The following is a 19,597-nucleotide window of genomic DNA, read 5'->3' on the forward strand; positions in this document are numbered from 1 at the left end:
TGTCCCTCCTTACTTGGCCACGCCGTGCTGAAGACGTTTCTTAAATTCCTGAGTCATGGCCGGAACGATCTGGAAGAGATCGCCGACAATTCCATAGTTGGCAACCCGAAAAATTCCAGCATCTGGGTCATTATTAACGGCGATAATGAAGTCAGATGTCTCCATACCTACCAAGTGCTGAATGGCACCGGAAATTCCAAGTGCTATATACACTTTTGGGCGCACGGTGACACCGGTTTGCCCTACCTGCTGGTCATGAGAAAGCCAGCCGGCTTCTACCGCACCCCGGGTACCGGCTATCGTAGCGCCGAGAGCATCAGCCAGTTCTTGGGCTATCTCCATATTTTTCTTAGAACCGATTCCTAAACCTACCGCCACAATGATTTCCGCTTTATCGAGGAAGATACTCTTGGCATCTCCTTTAATAAATTCCACAACCTTAGTGCGGACTTGATCTTCAGTGATGCCAAGCTCTTGGCGAATAACTTCTCCCTGGCGTCCTTCTACGCGCTCAGGCATAGCCATCACGCGCGGTCTTACGGTAGACATTTGCGGACGCTGTTTTTTGCACTGAATGGTGGCCATAATATTACCGCCAAATGCAGGACGGGTTTGCAGGAGGAGTTTGGTTTCCGGGTCAACGCTTAGGACAGTGCAGTCAGCGGTAAGGCCGGTCTGCATCCTGGTGGCCACTGCAGGGAACACATCCCGTCCCATAGCGGTAGCGCCCATGAGCACGATTTCCGGTTGGTATTTGCGGATTAGATCTGTCATGGCCTCGGCATAAGGCTCTGTGCGGAAGTATTTAAGAACCGGGTCGTCTACGATATAGACTTTTTCTGCGCCGTAAGCAAAAGCTTCCGCTATCACAGGTTCTACTTCGTGCCCGACGATAACACCGCACAGTCCACACCCAATGGCGTCAGCCAGCTTTCGGCCCTCACCCAGCAACTCCCAGGAAACTGGAGCAACTTCCCCGTGCTTGTACTCAATAATAACCCAAACACCGCTCCAGACATCTCCGCCGGCTACTACCGGCTCTCTCTTGACAGCTGTTTTCGCATAATCTTTAACTGTGTCAGGGAGGGGCTCTGATTTATTGAATTCCGTTGCTTCCCCTTTGTCTGCTTCACTGTTCTTGGTGGTGGTACTAACTGCTCCTTCCGGCAAAGAAAGAGCATTGGCCGGGCACACTGTCACACAACTGCCGCAATTTGTACACTTGTTGGGATCAACCACAGCTAAACCGTCAACAAGGTCAAGGGCTTCAACCGGGCATTCCACAACACAAGCGCCACAGCCTATACACTTGGCTTTATCTACAACCACTGACATTAGTGTTTTCCTCCCTTCGCCAGGGGATGTGTCATGATAATGTTTTGCTGGAACATTTTTTCAACTAAATTGGCGGCAGCACCTGCAGGATCTTTGGTGCCATCAACTTTATCTCCGCCTCCGCGTGCCGGGGGTGGGAAAATCCGAACCACGCTGGTCGGGGAACCTTTAAGTCCAAGGAAGGTAGAATCGTATGGAAGGCTTTTAACATCCCAAAATTCAGGTTCGTATTTGGCTGCTTTCATCATGTTCGGGAGCGAGGCATAGCTCAATTCGTTAAGTTCTTTTTCAACAGTAATGAGTGCAGGCAACATAGCCTTAGCAACCTCCCGGCCAGCCTCTGTTTTACGCTCCACCGTGACCCAGCCATCATTCAAATCGCGAACTTTAATGGCATAAGTTAGTTGGGGAAAACCAAGACGCTGAGCAATTCCGGGGCCGGTTTGAGCAGTGTCCCCGTCAATTGCTTCCTTGCCCGTGAAGACAAGGTCAACGGGATCACTTTCATGAACTTTTTGAATGGCCACTGTTAAGACATACGCTGTGGCCAAAGAATCCGAACCGGCAAACGCGCGGTCACTCAAAAGGATAGCCCTGTCAGCACCAAAAGACATGGCCTTTTTCAAAGCTTCTTTGGCTTGCGGGGGTCCCATGCTGATAATTGTTACCTTGCCGCCAACCTTCTCTTTCAGGCGAATCGCTTCTTCCAAAGCGTGAGCATCATACGGGTTTATGATGGATGGCACTCCTTCCCGCATGAGTGTATTGGTCGCTGGGTCAATCCGGACTTCTGAAGTATCCGGAACTTGCTTTAAACAGACCAAGAAATGCACAATGGATTCCCTCCTCTATTAGTAAGTTACTTATATTGCCACCCTAAGCATAGTCACACACATGTACATGATAGTACAAACATCTATAAATTACAAGAAAAAGAAGAATACTTTCGATTTATACAGTAAGAATATTTTCTATTTATAGATTCTATATATAGCTTCTATCTCTTAATCAAGATGCTAATTCGTACTGCATGCAAAGTCAATAAGCAAATAGGCATGCCCCTACGTGCATGCCCTTAAAAGTTCATTTGTATTAGTGCATATGTTCCAGGTCTGTTAAGAATTTCTCAACTTCTACTGCGGCCAACGCCCCGTCTCCAACTGCCGTAGCTACTTGGCGCAGAGGAGTGGTGCGGATGTCACCGGCAGCATAAACACCAGGGATATTAGTCCTTAGCAAAGCATCAGTCTTAATATAGCCGCGTTCATCCGTGTCGAGATCCCCATCGAGAAACTGAGCATTTGGCTCAGTACCGACATAGACAAAAACTCCGTCTACGGGTATTTTTCTCTCTTCTCCGTTTTTGACATTTTTGATCCGGACGCCTTCAACATGATCAGAACCGTGAATCTCTTCCACCACCGCATCAAGCTCAAAACTGATCTTGGAATTATCCTGGGCACGCTTGATTGCTATTTGCGCAGCCCGGAATCCTTGGCGGCGGTGCACGATAATAACTTGATCCGCAAATTTGGTCAAGTATGTACCTTCCTCAAGGGCTGCATCTCCTCCCCCTACGACCACCACTTTCCTGCCGCGGAAAAAGGCTCCGTCACACGTTGCACAGTATGATACGCCCCGTCCATGAAAAATATCTTCGCCAGGCACAGCCAAAGGGCGTGGTTTTGATCCTGCCGCAATGATCACTGTTTTTCCCTCTAAAGTCTGGCCGTCAGTTTCAACTTTTTTTATCTCACCCTTGAGATGAAGTTTTTGAACTTGCTCAAAGATAAACTCGGCCCCGAAAGACACGGCTTGTTGATGAAAAGCGTTCATTAACTCATAGCCGCCGATTCCCTCACTAAAGCCAGGAAAATTTTCGATTTTTTCCGTGGAAGCGGCCTGCCCGCCAGGCATTCCCATCTCCACAATAGCAGTCTTAAGCCCTCCCCGTGCCGCGTATATTCCGGCAGTTAGACCGGCGGGCCCTGCGCCGACAATAATTACATCATACATAAAATAAACACCTCACTTTATTAAATGGGATACCCCTTAAGGGTATTCAAATATAGTATAGCATATCCGCTCTGTAAATAAAGAAACTTTTCTTCGCGGCTAGAAAAAATATGTGCAGGTATTTTTCCCATTTGGAAAGAATATATAATGCGGAATACTTTGGTAACCTAGCTAAGGAGGAAATTGCTTTGCGCCGTATACTAAAACCTTTGATCGTAATGATTATACTTATTGCCATCTTGGCAGGGATGAGCGGACTTTATGTAGATTATCTTTGGTATAAAGATTTGGGGTATCTTACCCTTTTTTGGACTCCTCTCTTAAGTAAATGGCTGATACAGGCGGTAAACGGAACGATTCTTTTTATCTTTATCGCTGGAACCTTATTGTCAGTCCGCCACGCCATTCTCACTTTTATTAATGAACGTCTGCGTCGGCGGCTAAGGCTTGTGCAGGAGATGGATGGATCTGTTTTTAGTTTTAGCCAGCGCCGGGTTACGCTCTGGCTCCTTCTGGCCTCTGCGATTATCAGTTTTACAATCAGTTTTGTGGCCGGCTTTACCGGGTGGCTTGAAGTGCTCGCTTTCATGAACCCTACTTCTTTTGGGCAAGTTGACCCTGTCTTCGGGCAAGATCTCTCATTTTATTTCTTCCGTTTGCCCTTTATGCAAACTTTATATAATGCCTTTTTTGGGCCGATCTTCCTCCTTACATTCTTTACCGCAGTTTTCTACACGATCACAGGGGTATTGCGTTTTAATTCCCTCAGATTATGGCGTCGTGGGGCTGTGGATATTAACAGCGCGGCCCGCCGCCATTTAGCCTTGTTGGTCGGCTTTCTTTTCGCCTTCAAGGCTTTTGGCTATTACCTTGATATCTATCAACTATTATATTCGCAGCATGGACATGTTGTTGGTGCCGGTTATACAGACTTGCAGGCCACTCTGCCCGTGCTGAAAGTATTGACAGTCATCAGTATTCTTGGTTTTATGGCTGCGCTAATGGCACTTTTTATGCGTGAGACGCGTTTCCTTACGTTGCCGGTAACGGGACTCTTTCTTTTCAGCACTGTTTTTTACGCTCTTTTCCCAGCTCTGATCCAGTCTCTCATTGTTGTTCCGAATGAACTTGACAAGGAAGCCCCGTATATTACAAACGAAATAAAACTTACGCGCTTTGGGTACGGTCTTGACCGTATCCAGGAACTTGATTATCCTGGCAACACCCCCCTTACTCCTGCAGTGTTAAAGGCTGAACAAGCCACTCTCAATAATATCAGGCTTAACGATACGCGCCCACTCTTACAAACTTACACTCAAAAACAGGGTATTAGACTATATTATAAATTCCACGATATCGATGTTGACCGTTACACTGTTAATGGAGAATACCGCCAAGTGTTGCTTGCCCCCCGCGAAATATCCACCCCGGATTTAGATCCCAAGGCTAAAACTTTTATTAACACCCGTTTCAAATATACCCACGGTTTCGGGATAGCTGCCTCTTTTGCCAATGCTGTCACAACAGAAGGGTTGCCCTCTTTTGCAGTTAAAGATGTCCCCCCAGCCACTGATTTTGCAGAATTTAAATTAACAGAGCCGCGGATTTATTATGGGGAACTAACTAACGATTGGGTCATTGTTAACACCAAACTCAAGGAATTTGATTATCCTCAAGGAAGTGCCAATGCAGAAAACGCTTACGAAGGGGAGAAAGGCATCTCTTTGAGTGCATTTAATAAGCTGATGCTTTCTCTTCATCACGGTACTGCACGCCTCTATCTGAATAACGAAATAACAAGCCAAAGCCGCATGCTTTTACACCGCAACATTAAGGAACGTGTAGAAAAGCTGGCACCTTTCCTAAGATTCGATAATGATCCTTATTTAGTCGTTGACGGTGGACGCTTATACTGGATAATTGATTCTTACACCTTCTCGGACTCATTACCCTATGCCAACACCTTCCCTGAACAGGATTTTAACTATATTCGCAACTCGGTGAAAGTAATTGTAGATGCTTACAATGGTAATGTGGATTTTTATGCCGTTGATAATGAGGATCCTATCCTTCAGACTTACCGCAAGATATTTCCTGGTGTCTTCAAAGATTTCAGCCTTATGCCACCCGGGCTGCAGGCTCACTTACGCTATCCCGAAACCCTGTTTAGTATGCAGAGTGAAATGTTAAAAACTTTCCACATGACAAATCCAGCTGTTTTTTATAATAAAGAGGATGCCTGGGACATTGCAAAAGAACTGTATGAGGCCAAACCGCAAAATGTTGATCCCTATTACACCGTTATGAAAATCCCCGGCAGTTCCAAGGAAGAGTTCGTCCTGATGCTCCCTTTTACTCCAGCCTCAAGCGCGACCAACACCCGCAACAACATGGTTGCCTGGTTGGCTGCGCGCATGGACAAAGGAAATTACGGACAACTATTAGTTTATAAAATGCCTAAAAACATCGAGGTTGATGGCCCCCTGCAGATAGAATCCCGCATTGACCAGGATACGGAGATCTCCAAACAACTTTCACTCTGGAACCAAAAAGGTTCAAGCGTGATCAGAGGTAATCTCCTGGCTCTCCCAGTCGGAGGGAACTTCTTGTATGTGGAGCCGATTTATCTCCAGTCAGATAAGGGCGGAAGCATTCCGGAAATGAAGCGGGTCGTAGTCGCCTATCAGGATCGGCTGATAATGGCTGAGAACCTGAGTTTGGCTCTTACTCAGGTGTTTGGGGAAGATGTGCTTCAATCTACAACTCCCGCGCAAAATGCACCTGCTCCGTCTCCATCTCTCCCTGCTCCTTCAGTTCCAACGACTCAAGGAAATGTTGACTCTATCATCGAACAAATCGAGCAGGTGCGCACCCTCTTAGACAGCCTCGAATCCCAGGTAAAATCTTTGCAAGCCAATCCCGCTGAGTCAAGTTAATTAATCTTTAACCCAAGTTTGGCGACATATTTTGCCAAATCCTTATATACCAAGGCTTCCAGGGCACCAACCCCGATATTGTAGACCTAAATAAATGGATAAAATATACCAAGAATCCTATGAATTAAACGTGTTGTGTGGTATACTTATTGTAGTCCTAATACATTCGAATTGGAGGGCTACAATGTTTCTGAAAAAAGTCACCATCAAGCAAGAAGGTAAGACCTACAATTACTATAAAATAGTCGCTTCTTATAGGGATAAAGACGGAAAACCCAAGCACCGCCTCATCCAGAACCTCGGTGTCTTGTCTGAAGCTGATGCCGAACGAATGAGGTTAATCCTTAAAGCACAACAAGATCCGGATCTGGTATTGGCAAAAAGTTCCGATATTGTAGTCATAAAGCATTGGCTGTTTCTACCCATCATTCTGTTGCATGCTCTTTGGGAAACCTTTCAGTTACATCGGTTTTTCCCGGATGGCTTATTGGTAGAAGCTATGGTACTTAATCGCTGTATTGAACCCCTGAGTAAAATCCACGTTGTAGAATGGATGCAGGGTACTGTGCTACCGGCACTGTCTGGTTCTTCCCGGTTACCGGATGATTACGCTGTATACCGGGAATTGGATTTCCTGAACAAACAGGAAAACGCTTTACAAACCCATCTCTATACTCAGCTTACGCGTCTTGATCCTAGTGTTGGAGAAGGATTTTTCTATGACATTACTTCTACGTACATGGAAGGCAGTCAATGCGTGATTGCTAAACTGGGGTATTCCCGTGACCACCGCCCCGACCTTGAGCAAATTGTAATTGCTCTTATGGTTACCCCACAGGGTTCGCCATTTTATTGGAAAGTGCTTGAAGGCAAAACTCAGGACATCACCACCTTACCTGGCGTGGTTAACGATCTTAAAGCGCGATTCGGCTTAAAAACGTGTCATCTTGTGTTTGATCGCGGGATGGTATCCAGCGATCATCTGGATTTACTTGAAGCACAGGGACTTACCTATCTGTCTGCTATGGACAAGGATGAAATGGCCTGCCATCCGTTGTTTCAGGAGTTTGTTCCGGAGCCTGCCCTAAAAGAGGATTATGAGCAGATCCTGGCTCTTCATGAATTCGTACCCACCGACGATCATCAGTTTTTTTATACCCGGGAAGGCCGGGTGGGACAACGACGGTTTATTTTCTCATTTGACGTGACCCGGTTTTTTGAAGATATTGCTACACGAGAGAGACGGATCACGAAAACCATGGCTTGGATTGCCGAACAAAATGCAAAATTAGCTGTAGCTAAGAAATCTCGCCAGAAGGAAGCTGTCGAGCGAGATGTGCAAAAAATAATCTCCAAACGAAGACTCAAGTCATTGATGAAGGTAACCGTTACGCCTATCGAGGTAAAAGTCACTAAAAAGGATGGCTCGATACGAATAGCCCATTCTTTCCAGTTATCTGCGATGATTGATAAGACTAGGGAAACGGAACTTAGACGATTGGATGGTATGACTTGTTTTATCACCAATGATGTAACGATTCCTCAAGCCGAGATCATTCAGAGATACAGAGAAAAGAACAAAATAGAAGAGGCATTTCGGGAAATGAAGTCCCAGTTGGCCCTGAGGCCGATTCATTTAACGCGTCCCGACCGAGTCAAGGCCCATGTCAGTGTTTGCATTTTGGCCTACTTACTGGTAAATACGATGGAGATGATGCTAAAGAAGGCTGGACATTCAATATCCCCCATAGACGTTTTGAAACAAGTGCAAAGCTGCCAGTTAAATCAAGTAGGTATCAAAGGCTCACCCGGTTATTCTCTTACCGTAACAGAAATGACAGAGCAACAATTAGAATGGACAAAACTCTTCAACTGTGAAAACTTATTAAAACCAAAGGCATTAAAACAGATAACAAAATCCTTGGGAAATACGTTGTAGTGACAAAAATATTATTTAGGTATGGCTCAAAGCCTTGCTGCGCCTAGTACTGGAAATTTCTTACGCCAAACTTGGGCTTTAACTTAACTTAATTTAATTAAGATAACTTAGTAAAATTTATAAGATGATGCTGTGAGCGAGTCACAGGTATTAATGACCTATGATTCGCTCATCTTTCATGTTCTCCCATACTTGGAAACAACTTGTCCTGTTTTTTCGAGTGGTCAGGCATTATACTTTTACTAAGCTTGCTACAAAATACACAAAAGAGAAAGGAGAACGAGTGGTGCGCACAAAAATATCCATGATTTTAGTATTTGTTTTAGTCTCCCTTCTGGTCTCAGCACCATTGGCCCAAGCATCGACTATTCTCAAATATGGTTCTTCCGGCAGCGAGGTTCAAGCCCTGCAGGTAGATCTAAAACAACTGGGCTATGATCCAGGCCCGGCGGACGGGATATTCGGTTCACGGACAAAAGCCGCTGTGCAAGCTTTTCAGACTAAGATGAATCTTAAACCTGATGGAATGGTTGGACCATTAACAAGTGGCGCTCTGGTACGCGCACAGAAGACACAAGGGATACTCTCTACTGCTAAAAGCTTATTACGGGTGCCGTATCAATGGGGTGGAAGTACAACTTCTGGTTTTGACTGTTCTGGTTATACTCAATATGTGTTTGCCGCCCATGGTATCTCTTTGCCCCGAGTGAGCAGAGATCAGTATAAGATAGGTACAAGTGTAGAGTTTTCCCAACTGCAAGCCGGGGATTTAGTATTTTTCACCTTTACTGCCAGCCGCGAAATCAGTCACGTTGGCATCTATCTCGGCAACAATCAGTTCATAAGTGCCACTACCAGCAAAGGAGTAACTATTTACTCATTTAATCCTTATTGGACTAACGCCTATATTGGAGCCAAACGCATGTACTAAAGGGCGTATACAGTGCTTTATGCCTGCCACAGAGGGAGCATAGGTACGATTTAGAGGAAAGAGAGTGGCCACCGCTATCGAGTAGAGTGACTCCCCATTGGGAGTCACTCTCTTTTTGGGTTAGCACAAGTTAATTTCGCGCTGGGCCGCAGCAGAATTCGAGCAGGCTCACTGATCTAGAGGCTTTAATTCAACAACTGTGGAGTTTCCCACAGGGCGAAGTTGAAATAATTCCGCTCCATCACCGGTAATAAAGGTAGTTTCCCCTTGTTCCCCTGCTAACTCAAGATTTTTAACTTTCCCGTCTCTAATTACATACGCTTGAGCCTGATTGTAAATGATAACTTGCCCATGGGCACCAATCACAGTTTTACTGTTTTTATAAAGGATAGATCCTTCCCAATAGGTCTCAATGCTTCCGCTGATATTTTTGAGATCGGAGCTGTCTTTGACTGTCAGAATTTTTACCAGATTGTTATCTTTTACTTCCCCAAGATAAACCAGGCCATTCCCTGCTCCTAGTAAATACTGATTGTCTTGTTTCGATAGTGCATAACGCTGCCATCCTTTAACAGCGAGTACCTGTTTCGAAGTTCCCTGCTTGCTGTCGATATATAATGTTCCATACTGGTCTGATACTGCTAAATTAGTAATTGTTTCACCGGCTTTGGTAAGGTTGCTACCATCTTTCATAACATCGATTTCAAGCAATTTCATAGAGTTTCCGCTTTTCACAGTGAGATAAATAAGATTAGTGGAGGTTGAGAAGTCCATGTGTAGGATTTCTCCGCCCGCCGGAAAATAGCTGTCTAAGGATTCAACGTCATTTTTGCGGTCTTCCGGCTGCATTCCCTCTTCATCCAAAAACTCCAGGGTATAAAGCTCAGTGATTTGCGGGTTATAAGGCTTGGTTGGCTGAGTTTGGCTGGGCGCGGATGTGGAAGGCTTGGACGGGTCCTGGGCAGGTTTTGTGGGTACCGTGGATTCTGCAGGGTCTTCTTTATTAACAACCGGCGGGGTAGTATTACTTGGCGGCGTGGTAATCTTCGCTGTTCCGGAATTGTTTGATGTGCCAGAACTTGGCTGAGTGGCAGAACTTGTCGCCGGTGTAGAATTACTTGCAGGCGTAGTGGTTTTTGACGGTACTGAATTGGTTTGAGATGTAGGATTTTTTGGTGCCGTATTTTTCCGGGCGTAAAAATAAATTAGGGTGTTGCGGTCAGGCAGCCATTTATAGGAGATTACCCCCATATCTTTCGTGCTTCCCTGGGCAGGAGCCTTACTAAACACCAGTTTCTCGTTTTTCAAATTAAAAACCTTAAATATCCCGTTCTCCATATATGCCAGATATTTTTTATCGTAAGAAAGCTGGGGATTTTGCAAGCCAGTCTCTGGTATCTGAGCGGTCAAACTGGCTGTAATGGGAGCATTTGACGGCGGGGCCAGAACCTTAGCTATCTTGCTGTCCAAAAAGGAATATATGGCAAACTGAATCAACAGGGAAATAACTATCCAGGTAATAAAGATGCGTACTTTCTTTTTCACTTTGTCACCCCTTTGTCACACATGTTATGGCATAACTACGAAGGCTGTAGGAATATAGCGCTCACCGAAAATGTTCCAGAGGTGGTTGACAATTTTGCCGTTGTATACCATTTCGGAAGAAGATCCTCCATCAAGATTAACAGCATTGATCGCGTTATATTTCTGAAAAATATTCATGACATCGCGCAAGGATGCCCCGACACTCCAGGTCGGCTGGCGACCGTCAATGACCACAAAGATAATCGTACCATCCGCAGCTTGTCCAATTGCTGAGCGTGGTGCCCAGCCCCAGCCGCCGTCCCCTATCACAAGTGGTTTCCCGTCTTCGATCAGGTTAGGTCCGAAGCTCACGGCTTCTTTAATATTATTTTTAGAGAGCTCATCGGCACTCATCTCTTTGATAACTAATTTTCCCTGGTCATTAAGAGCTACCAGCCCTACTTTCTGGTTAGCGACATTGTTATGCACAAGTTTTCCATTATGCACAGTCAAGCCAAAAGGAAAACCGCCGTTCCCTTTGCCATCCGGGTCATAAAAGCCTCCGCCGTTTACGCCGGCGATTGCTCCGGCGTCTTTAACCATGTCTGTTAGCCTTTGTCCCTGAACCCCCAAATCTTTGGTAATCGCAACTTTTACCCTTTTGGGGTCACGGACAAGCATGACTTTCCCCTTGAAGCTGGCCCCTTTAATATCTTCAATGGTTATTCCGTCATTCGATATTACTTGCTCCCGTCCAATATTCAACCCTGAAATGACTCCCTGGGAGTCATTGCTATGAATGATAGCATTAATCTTGTCCTGAGAGAGAAAAAAGCGCACAACCTGGGGATGGCGCGAGGTCTCCACCGCCCCTACAGCAACCACTTTTAAGGACTCGAACGGTCCCCAGAAAAGAACAAACGGTGCCAATAAAATAGAAAGTATAACATTCAACACTAAAAAAAGCAGAACACTTTTTGGTTTAAATCTTTTTTTGGACATAACTTTTCTCCTTAAAAATTAATAATTTGTAGAGCATAAAACAAGGCCGCATATCTTCATATGTGCGGCCGCTCTTTTTAGGATCTGTCAACGCTTTAAGTATAACAAATCCTCAATCTTGTATCAACATTATTTGTCTAACTAGTGTTTGGTTAAGAGTCCCATATTTAACTAGGATTGACTAAGATACTGTAGGTTATGTTGGCAGATTTATCTATCATATTGGCGACACTGCAGTATTTTTCCATAGAAAGGGATACTGCACGCTGGAGCTTATCCTCAGGCAAGGATTTACCCCAAAACTTATACACCACTTCAATGTCCGTAAATACTTTGGGATGGTCGGCAGCTCTTTCCCCTTGTACGGAAATAATAAAGCGGTCGAATTTCACTCTCATTTTTTCTAGGATTGAAACAATATCCATTCCACTACACCCTGCAATAGCCATTAAAACCATTTCCATCGGACTGGCACCTATGCCGGAGCCGCCAGCTTTGACACTTTGGTCAATATGAGTCATCACCTTGGAACCGCCTTCTCCTTGAAAGTGCATGCCTTTAATGTGCTGAACAGTAATCTCCATTAGTTGTTCTCCTTTCCTGGATGTACATGTTATTTATGTCGTTAAAGGCAAATGAGTATGTCACATTTCTTCAAAGAGACTGTATAATATCCTGAAAATATTGATTGTGTCATACTTACAATCTGTGTTAAGATATTCGAGGCAGATCACACTTTAAGATAGAAAAAGAAAAGGAGTGGCGGAGAATTGGCAATTAAAGTGGGAATCAGCGGATTTGGCCGAATCGGGCGCAATGTTTTTAGGGCAGCGTACGCACACCCGGATATTGAAATTGTAGCCATTAACAACAGGACTACCGGTGAAATTTTGCCCCATTTACTTAAATACGATTCTGTCCATGGAATTTTTCCGGCTGATGTTAAGCAGATCGAAGAAGGTATGCTTATCGATGGAAAAAAGATAGAGGTAGTATCTTATACCGATCCCGCGCAAATACCCTGGGGAGACTTAGGTGTTGACATAGTCGTTGAATCCAGCGGCAAATTTAATAAAGGCAATGAAGCGCGCAAACATTTAGGCAATGGGGCAAAGAAAGTTATAATCACAGCTCCGGCCAAAGAAGAGGATGCAACAATCGTCATGGGGGTTAATGAACATATCTATAAGCCTGCCCAGCATCACATAATTTCTAATGCCTCTTGTACTACCAACTGCCTGGCCCCGGTGGTAAAAGTCATTCATGAAAATTTTCATATACGAAAAGGGTTAATGACTACCGTGCATTCTTATACCAATGACCAGCAAATCCTCGATCAGTCTCACCGCGATTTTCGCCGTGCTAGGGCAGCGGGTTCGTCAATCATTCCTACAACAACCGGCGCAGCCAAAGCAGTTGCCTTAGTGCTGCCGGAATTAAAAGGTAAGCTAAACGGGTTTGCGATGAGAGTTCCCACTCCTAATGTGTCCGTTGTAGATCTGGTCGTAGAGGTAGAAAAGAGTACAAACAAGGAAGAAGTTAACTACGCTTTGCTTACTGCCAGTAATTCCACCCTTAATGGAATTTTGGACTACACTGAGCTGCCACTGGTGTCAGCCGATTTTAACGGTAACTCTGCCTCATCGATTATTGACGGTCTTTCAACCATGGTGATGGATAAAACTATGGTTAAGGTTATTGCCTGGTATGACAATGAATGGGGTTACTCTTGCCGGGTAGTGGACTTGATAAAATATGTAGGAGAAGAACGTTAATTTGAATCAGAACATCTTTCAGGCAGCCACACGCCCCTGATTACATCACGGGCCGTGGCTGCCATACTTTTACGCGTGCCCATAGCCTGCTTTCTGAGCGCAGCATACGCACTTTCTTCACTACAGCCTCGTTCCCTAATTAACCGTAATTGAGCCTGATAAATAAGCTTGCGTGCGTTTAATTCTTCTTCAAGCTTTCGTATCCGATCGTTTAACTCTTTTTCGCGCCTGAAACGGTGTTCCGCAGCCTGAATCCCGGCCAACAGGTCAAGAGCGCGTAGCGGGTGCAAAACTATTTGATGGACCTCAGACTGCATAGCCTGAGGCAAAATCCGGAATTCTTCCGCTGTTAGAGACAAAATAACCGGACACAACTGCTGCACGAGCACCGTTTCTAAAAAATCTTGCGCCTTCAGGCCTTGGACACTCCAGTCGGTAATTATTAAGTCTGGTTCGTAGCGGTGAAGAAGCCGCAGAGCATCCATCCCGTTTTTAGTCAAGGCTAAGGTTTCATACCCTGCCAATGGTAGAACAGGCCGGATCTCTTGAATAATAGAACTCTTTTCTATAACCAGTACTGCCCTTCTCATATCCCTCACACTCTCATACTAAAATCTATTTTGCTAGAACTTCTAATTTTTCTTCTCCACTTTGAAACTCGCTGTTTAACCTGCGAGATTTCACAGCTATAGTTTTTTTAACCTTGAACCTTACGGGGAATATCAAGATTAACAAGCTGATCGCGCCGATAGTAAAACAATAAGTTTGTACTGATAAAAGAAAAAAGACTAGCGGAACAAAACGCTTCGGCGTACCAATGGCGTACGCGTAAGGCTGTATCGACTTTAGATTAACGTTTGGATGCTGCCAGACGTTCAAACCATAATAATCTACCGAATTTAAATAATCTACCGAATTTATCAGTGTTTGCGCATTTTTAGAAAAAGGGTCTGAGGACGACGTATAGATAAACCCTTGTTTGGTATAAATCTTGTCTAATTCTACCGGACTCCCTGTTACCGCAGCTTTCGTGTATGTTCTTTCAATACGTAGGACATCCTCAGGTCCAACATTTACCGGCCCCTTTTCAGTGATCACAGTATAAAGGCCCCGGTCAACGAGTTCAATATTCTTGACCTCAACGTCTATAAGCCGCAGGCTTATAACCGATATTGTTAAAAGACCAAGGCAAAAGTAGATTACCCTTCCCGCCAGGAGTTCGAGACGAATCCCTTTATTTAGTGTTATCAAGGGAGACACTTCCTTCTATCGATTTTTTCCGCATACTTTGCTGTATTCTAACTGAACGTGTTTGAAGCTTGAGTGTGGATTTTTGCAGTACTAGTTTAACCACAAAGAGTATTGTACTATAATTGTTACTCTCATACAAACCCAATTCCAATTTTTGTAATATTAAAAAGAGGCCCCTTAAGCCTCTTTTAAAAACCAAACTATCGTCATTCTATAAAAATAAATTGCCTTAGAAAAATCCTACAGTATTTGGGGCCGTAATTTACTCTGCACTTAAGTGAGACAGCCTTTGAGCAATCTCTGCTAGATCTACCTTGGTACGCGCAACCCCGCTGTCCATAGCAGCCTTGGCCACTGCTTGCGCCACTGCTGGAGCAATCCGCTTATCAAATGCTGCTGGAATAACATAATCTGAGTTTAATTCCTCATCCTTGATTAAGTTAGCGATTGCATAGGCTGCAGCTATTTTCATAGCCTCATTGATCATAGTAGCTTTAACATCCAAGGCTCCACGGAAAATACCGGGGAACGCAAGGACATTGTTAACCTGATTAGGCATATCCGAACGACCGGTCCCGACCACAGCGGCCCCAGCTTCTTTGGCCAACTCAGGCATAATTTCAGGGACTGGATTAGCCATGGCAAATATAATTGCATCCTTCGCCATGGACTTAACCATCTCCGATGTAACCGTGTTGGCGGCAGATACCCCAACAAAAACATCCGCTCCCGCGATCGCATCAGCGAGCGAGCCTTTAACCATACTGCGGTTCGTCACTTTAGCTATTTCATCTTTAACTTTATTCATGCCGTCAGGCCTGCCTTCGTAGATGGCTCCATGCCTGTCACACATAATCACATTACTGACACCCATGCTCATTAAGAGCTTGATAATAGCGACACCGGCAGCTCCGGCTCCGTTGGTTACAACTTTGATTGATTTAAGGTCTTTGCCCACTACCTTTAGCGCATTAATTAAGCCAGCCATTGTCACGATAGCCGTACCGTGTTGATCATCATGGAATACAGGAATGTTCATTTCTTTTTTGAGGCGTTCTTCAATTTCAAAACAAGCAGGAGCCCCGATATCTTCTAAGTTGATCCCACCAAAAGTAGGTTCCAATAGTTTAACCGTTTCAACCATCTTCTCGATATTAGTTGTATTTAAGCAGATCGGAAATGCGTCTACATCGGCAAATGATTTGAAGAGAACAGATTTCCCTTCCATGACAGGGAGGGCAGCATCTGCTCCAATGTCGCCGAGTCCTAACACAGCCGTGCCATTTGAAACCACAGCCACAAAGTTACCCTTATTTGTATAAATATAAGCTAAGTCCTTATCTTTGTAAATTTCTTTACATGGTTCTGCAACCCCAGGAGAATAGGCCAAGGATAAATCTCTGGCATTCTTCACTGTAACTTTGCTGGCGACCACTAATTTACCTTTATGCTCACGATGTAGTGCCAAAGAATCTTCGCCAAGTGTACCCACACCAATCCCAACTTTCATAAATTTATTCCTAAGAGGCTAGTATTCCATTTGGTATTTAGTAAATACCTCTAGTCTGGAGTCTGGGAGCTTACGTGCACCCAAAACTTCGAGACTTATTACTTCGAAGCCTCACCTCCCACTCCCGACAACCGTCGACCTTGTCCTCTGACCTCTATTTCCGCAGCCAGCGATCGACAGCGTGCTTGTTAACTTCCCTGTTCGTATCAGCAATGCTGGTGGTAAGCGGAATTGCTTTGGGGCAGGCTCGTACGCAGTTCTGAGCATTGCCGCAATCCGTGATTCCTCCATCATCCAGTAAAGCTTCCAGGCGTTCATGTTTGTTCATTTCTCCGGTCGGATGGGCATTAAACAGGCGCACTTGAGAGATCGCTGCCGGCCCAATAAACTTAGACCGGGAATTAACCTGCGGACAAGCTTCCATACAACAACCGCACGTCATACACTTAGAAAGTTCATAAGCCCACTGCCGTTTTACTTCGGCCATACGCGGCCCAGGGCCTAAGTCATACGTACCGTCAATCGGAATCCAGGCACTGACTTTTTTGAGGTTATCAAACATAATCTGTCTGTCAACCATCAAGTCACGAATCAGCGGAAACTTGGTTAACGGTTCGAGCACGATTGGCTGCTCCAACTGGTCGATTAAAGCAGAGCAGGCCTGGCGGGCTTGCCCGTTAATATTCATGGTACAGGCACCGCACACTTCCTCCAGACAGTTGCATTCCCATACCACCGGAGAGGTGTGTTTGCCGTCGGCGGTGACAGGGTTTTTCTGAATATCCATTAAACAAGAGATTATATTCATTTTAGCCCTGTAAGGAACCTCAAATTCTTCCCAACGTACTGCTTTATCCGGGCCGTCTTGGCGGCGTACTTTCAAACGAATCGTTTTCTGGTCTGGCATTTCTTCCCCCTCCTTACTTATCGACATCATAGCGGCGTGCACGCGGCTGAATCAAGGAAACATCAACAGGTTCGTAACTGAGCTCCGGACCATCGGGCGTCCAGGCAGCCAAGGTAGTTTTAAGCCAATTCTCATCATCGCGCTCAGGAAATTCAGGTTTGTAATGCGCGCCACGGCTCTCATCGCGCTGCAAGGCTCCAAGTGTAATAACCCGTGCCAACTCCATCATGTTCCATAGATGACGGATGAATGTGGCGTTTTGTGAGCTCCAGACGATATTATCGTCAAGCCCGATATTTTCCCAGCGCTTCATTAATTCCTGAATTTTCTTGTCCGTAGCGGCCAGCTTATCATTATAACGAATGACAGTCACGTTCTCAGTCATGACGTCTCCAAGTTCTTGGTGCAGAAGGTAAGCGTTCTCAGATCCCTTCATATTAAGGATTTTAGCCCATTTTTCCTCTTGCACTTTTTTCTCCTTGGCAAAGGCGGGTTCTGTACCCGCTGGAGTTTTGATCTTATTATTTTTAACGTAAGCAAGAGATTTAGGACCGGCTACCATCCCACCGTAGATCGCTGACAGGAGAGAGTTTGCACCCAGACGGTTGCCGCCATGATACTGATACTCACACTCACCTGCAGCAAACAGCCCGGGAATATTGGTCATTTGATCATAATCCACCCACAGTCCGCCCATTGAATAGTGAACCGCCGGGAAGATGCGCATGGGGACTTTCTTGGGGTCATCTCCTACAAATTTCTCATATATCTCGAGAATACCGCCTAGCTTAATCTGCAGTTCCTCCGGGTCTTTATGGGAAAGATCCAAATAGACCATGTTCTCCCCGTTCACCCCTAAACCGAGGTCAAAAACCACATGATAAATCGCCCGGGTCGCGATGTCACGCGGCACTAAGTTGCCATAGGCTGGATACATCTCTTCAAGGAAATACCATGGTTTTCCATCCTTATAAGTCCAAACACGTCCACCTTCCCCGCGGGCAGACTCTGACATCAGCCTAAGCTTATCCTCTCCGGGAATAGCGGTCGGGTGGATCTGAATAAATTCCCCGTTAGCGTATGTGGCTCCTTGCTGATAAACGGCCGCAGCGGCAGAACCAGTGTTAATGGTTGAGTTTGTGCTTTTTCCGAAAATCATCCCCGGACCACCAGTGGCAATAATTACGGCATCCGCAGGAAAGGAATGAATACTCATATCACGCAAATTTTGGGCCACAATTCCCCGGCACACTCCGTCATCGATAACCGCCGACAGCAGTTCCCAGCTTTCGTACTTGGTAACTAAGCCTTCAACCTCGAAACGCCGGACTTGTTCATCGAGAGCGTACAGCAACTGTTGACCGGTAGTAGCTCCGGCAAAAGCAGTGCGGTGGCGCTTCGTACCTCCAAAGCGGCGAAAATCTAAAAGTCCTTCCGGAGTGCGGTTAAACATCACGCCCATACGGTCCATTAAGTGAATGATTCCCGGTGCAGCGTCACACATGTCCTTAACCGGAGGCTGATTAGCTAGAAAATCCCCGCCGTAGACACTGTCATCAAAATGTTCCCAGGTAGAGTCCCCTTCTCCTTTAGTATTGACTGCCCCATTAATCCCACCTTGCGCGCACACAGAGTGCGACCTTTTCACGGGTACGAGGGAAAACAAATCAACCGAGGTGCCTGCTTCCGCAATTTTAATCGCAGCCATTAGTCCGGCAAGCCCGCCCCCGACAATGATAACTTTACTCATGAGATACTCTCCTCCTCTCTATTTCAGAAATGCCGTCAAATCGCTTAAGCCAACCACTGACAATACGACAAAAATCCCGGCACAAACATAAGACCAGACTTGTTGAGAACGAGGACCGACCGTCAACCCCCAAGTTATGGCAAAAGCCCACAACCCGTTAACAAAATGGAAAATAGCAAATATCACACCTAAAGCATAAAAGATGAGTCCAATCGGATTACTCACGAAATTCTGTAACGCACCAAAAGTAGCCTCTCCAAACCTCAAAATGTACACATGGGTTACGACAAAGATCACTGTATAAATTCCAGAAATTCTTTGGATGATGTAGAACCAGTTGCGGGCATAACGATAACGCAGAACATTACTCTGGCCCGTATACACTACCCAAGAACCATAAATAGCGTGAAAAGCTATCGGAATGAATATAACAACAATCTCTATCAGAAAAATCCCCGGGAAATTACGCATCGTTTCAATAACCCTGTCATACGTTGCAGCGCCCGCCCGGGCAGATAGGTTCAGGAACATGTGAAACGCTAGGAAAATACCGATGGGCAGCAGTCCAAACAAGGAATGGACTCGGCGGATTAAAAAATGATAGGGGCTTTGTCTGGTACTCAAAACTATCTCTCCTCTCGCACATTTGGTGTTTGGTAATGCAACTTTAGTGCCATTCATCAAGTTCTGGACACTAAAAAATATTAGATTTCCCCCCGCT

The 19,597-nt window shown here is 45.3% G+C and carries 16 protein-coding genes; 4 read left to right on the forward strand and 12 right to left on the reverse strand.

Translation table 11 applies throughout. From position 1 onward, the window contains the following. Positions 1 to 9 precede the first annotated feature (9 nt). From ACYQ2N_RS21150 to trxB, 3 genes are all read right to left on the reverse strand, one after another. Entirely contained in the window at positions 10 to 1,335 is a 1,326-nt protein-coding gene (locus ACYQ2N_RS21150; protein WP_460001416.1) for an FAD-binding protein, read from the reverse strand. Continuing rightward, positions 1,335 to 2,168 (reverse strand): electron transfer flavoprotein subunit beta/FixA family protein, encoded by an 834-nt coding sequence (locus ACYQ2N_RS21155; RefSeq protein WP_460001417.1) that lies wholly within the window; start codon positions 2,166 to 2,168, stop codon positions 1,335 to 1,337. The genes ACYQ2N_RS21150 and ACYQ2N_RS21155 overlap by 1 nt, the downstream gene beginning before the upstream one ends. Positions 2,169 to 2,427: 259 nt before the next feature. Next, positions 2,428 to 3,351 carry a thioredoxin-disulfide reductase gene (trxB, locus tag ACYQ2N_RS21160; RefSeq protein WP_460001418.1) on the reverse strand — a complete coding sequence of 308 codons (924 nt, stop codon included), beginning with the start codon at positions 3,349 to 3,351 and terminating at the stop codon, positions 2,428 to 2,430. A gap of 188 nt (positions 3,352 to 3,539) precedes the next feature. Here trxB and ACYQ2N_RS21165 point away from each other — a divergent pair, with 188 nt between their 5' ends. From ACYQ2N_RS21165 to ACYQ2N_RS21175, 3 genes are all read left to right on the forward strand, one after another. Further along, positions 3,540 to 6,287: a UPF0182 family membrane protein gene (locus ACYQ2N_RS21165; protein WP_460001420.1), complete on the forward strand. Its 2,748-nt coding sequence runs from the start codon at positions 3,540 to 3,542 to the stop codon at positions 6,285 to 6,287. Positions 6,288 to 6,471: 184 nt separating this feature from the next. Further along, positions 6,472 to 8,226, forward strand: a complete 1,755-nt coding sequence (locus ACYQ2N_RS21170) for an IS1634 family transposase (RefSeq protein ID WP_459999573.1) — start codon at positions 6,472 to 6,474, stop codon at positions 8,224 to 8,226. A 286-nt stretch (positions 8,227 to 8,512) separates the two neighbouring features. Beyond that, positions 8,513 to 9,157, forward strand: coding sequence for a C40 family peptidase (locus tag ACYQ2N_RS21175; RefSeq protein WP_460001421.1), 645 nt, complete (start codon positions 8,513 to 8,515; stop codon positions 9,155 to 9,157). 168 nt (positions 9,158 to 9,325) lie between these two features. Here the strand turns inward: ACYQ2N_RS21175 and ACYQ2N_RS21180 are convergent, their stop codons facing one another. The 3 genes from ACYQ2N_RS21180 to ACYQ2N_RS21190 all read right to left on the reverse strand — a co-directional run bounded on the left by ACYQ2N_RS21180 (position 9,326) and on the right by ACYQ2N_RS21190 (position 12,267). Next, positions 9,326 to 10,702: a hypothetical protein gene (locus ACYQ2N_RS21180; RefSeq protein ID WP_460001422.1), complete on the reverse strand. Its 1,377-nt coding sequence runs from the start codon at positions 10,700 to 10,702 to the stop codon at positions 9,326 to 9,328. A 24-nt stretch (positions 10,703 to 10,726) separates the two neighbouring features. Beyond that, the gene (locus ACYQ2N_RS21185) at positions 10,727 to 11,683 is read right to left on the reverse strand and encodes a phosphodiester glycosidase family protein (protein ID WP_460001423.1); all 957 of its coding nucleotides are present in this window, start codon (positions 11,681 to 11,683) and stop codon (positions 10,727 to 10,729) included. A 167-nt stretch (positions 11,684 to 11,850) separates the two neighbouring features. Next, positions 11,851 to 12,267, reverse strand: a complete 417-nt coding sequence (locus ACYQ2N_RS21190) for an OsmC family protein (RefSeq protein WP_460001424.1) — start codon at positions 12,265 to 12,267, stop codon at positions 11,851 to 11,853. A gap of 186 nt (positions 12,268 to 12,453) precedes the next feature. On the opposite strand from ACYQ2N_RS21190, the gene gap reads away from it, so the two are divergent. Next, positions 12,454 to 13,458: a type I glyceraldehyde-3-phosphate dehydrogenase gene (gene gap / locus ACYQ2N_RS21195; protein ID WP_460001425.1), complete on the forward strand. Its 1,005-nt coding sequence runs from the start codon at positions 12,454 to 12,456 to the stop codon at positions 13,456 to 13,458. Here gap and ACYQ2N_RS21200 read toward each other — a convergent pair. The 6 genes from ACYQ2N_RS21200 to ACYQ2N_RS21225 all read right to left on the reverse strand — a co-directional run bounded on the left by ACYQ2N_RS21200 (position 13,455) and on the right by ACYQ2N_RS21225 (position 19,500). After that, positions 13,455 to 14,048 (reverse strand): ANTAR domain-containing response regulator, encoded by a 594-nt coding sequence (locus tag ACYQ2N_RS21200; RefSeq protein WP_460001426.1) that lies wholly within the window; start codon positions 14,046 to 14,048, stop codon positions 13,455 to 13,457. The genes gap and ACYQ2N_RS21200 overlap by 4 nt on opposite strands. A 25-nt stretch (positions 14,049 to 14,073) precedes the next feature. Then, on the reverse strand, positions 14,074 to 14,709 hold the full coding sequence (locus ACYQ2N_RS21205; protein WP_460001427.1) for a hypothetical protein: 636 nt from the start codon (positions 14,707 to 14,709) through the stop codon (positions 14,074 to 14,076). A 262-nt stretch (positions 14,710 to 14,971) separates the two neighbouring features. Next, on the reverse strand, positions 14,972 to 16,219 hold the full coding sequence (gene ystJ / locus ACYQ2N_RS21210; RefSeq protein WP_460001429.1) for an NADP-dependent malic enzyme: 1,248 nt from the start codon (positions 16,217 to 16,219) through the stop codon (positions 14,972 to 14,974). 154 nt (positions 16,220 to 16,373) lie between these two features. Further along, on the reverse strand, positions 16,374 to 17,126 hold the full coding sequence (gene sdhB, locus ACYQ2N_RS21215; RefSeq protein WP_460001431.1) for a succinate dehydrogenase iron-sulfur subunit: 753 nt from the start codon (positions 17,124 to 17,126) through the stop codon (positions 16,374 to 16,376). 13 nt (positions 17,127 to 17,139) lie between these two features. After that, positions 17,140 to 18,876, reverse strand: coding sequence for a succinate dehydrogenase flavoprotein subunit (gene sdhA / locus ACYQ2N_RS21220; protein ID WP_460001432.1), 1,737 nt, complete (start codon positions 18,874 to 18,876; stop codon positions 17,140 to 17,142). An 18-nt stretch (positions 18,877 to 18,894) separates the two neighbouring features. After that, positions 18,895 to 19,500 carry a succinate dehydrogenase cytochrome b558 subunit gene (locus ACYQ2N_RS21225; protein ID WP_460001433.1) on the reverse strand — a complete coding sequence of 202 codons (606 nt, stop codon included), beginning with the start codon at positions 19,498 to 19,500 and terminating at the stop codon, positions 18,895 to 18,897. Positions 19,501 to 19,597 lie beyond the last annotated feature (97 nt).

This window comes from Paradesulfitobacterium aromaticivorans (assembly GCF_054657415.1).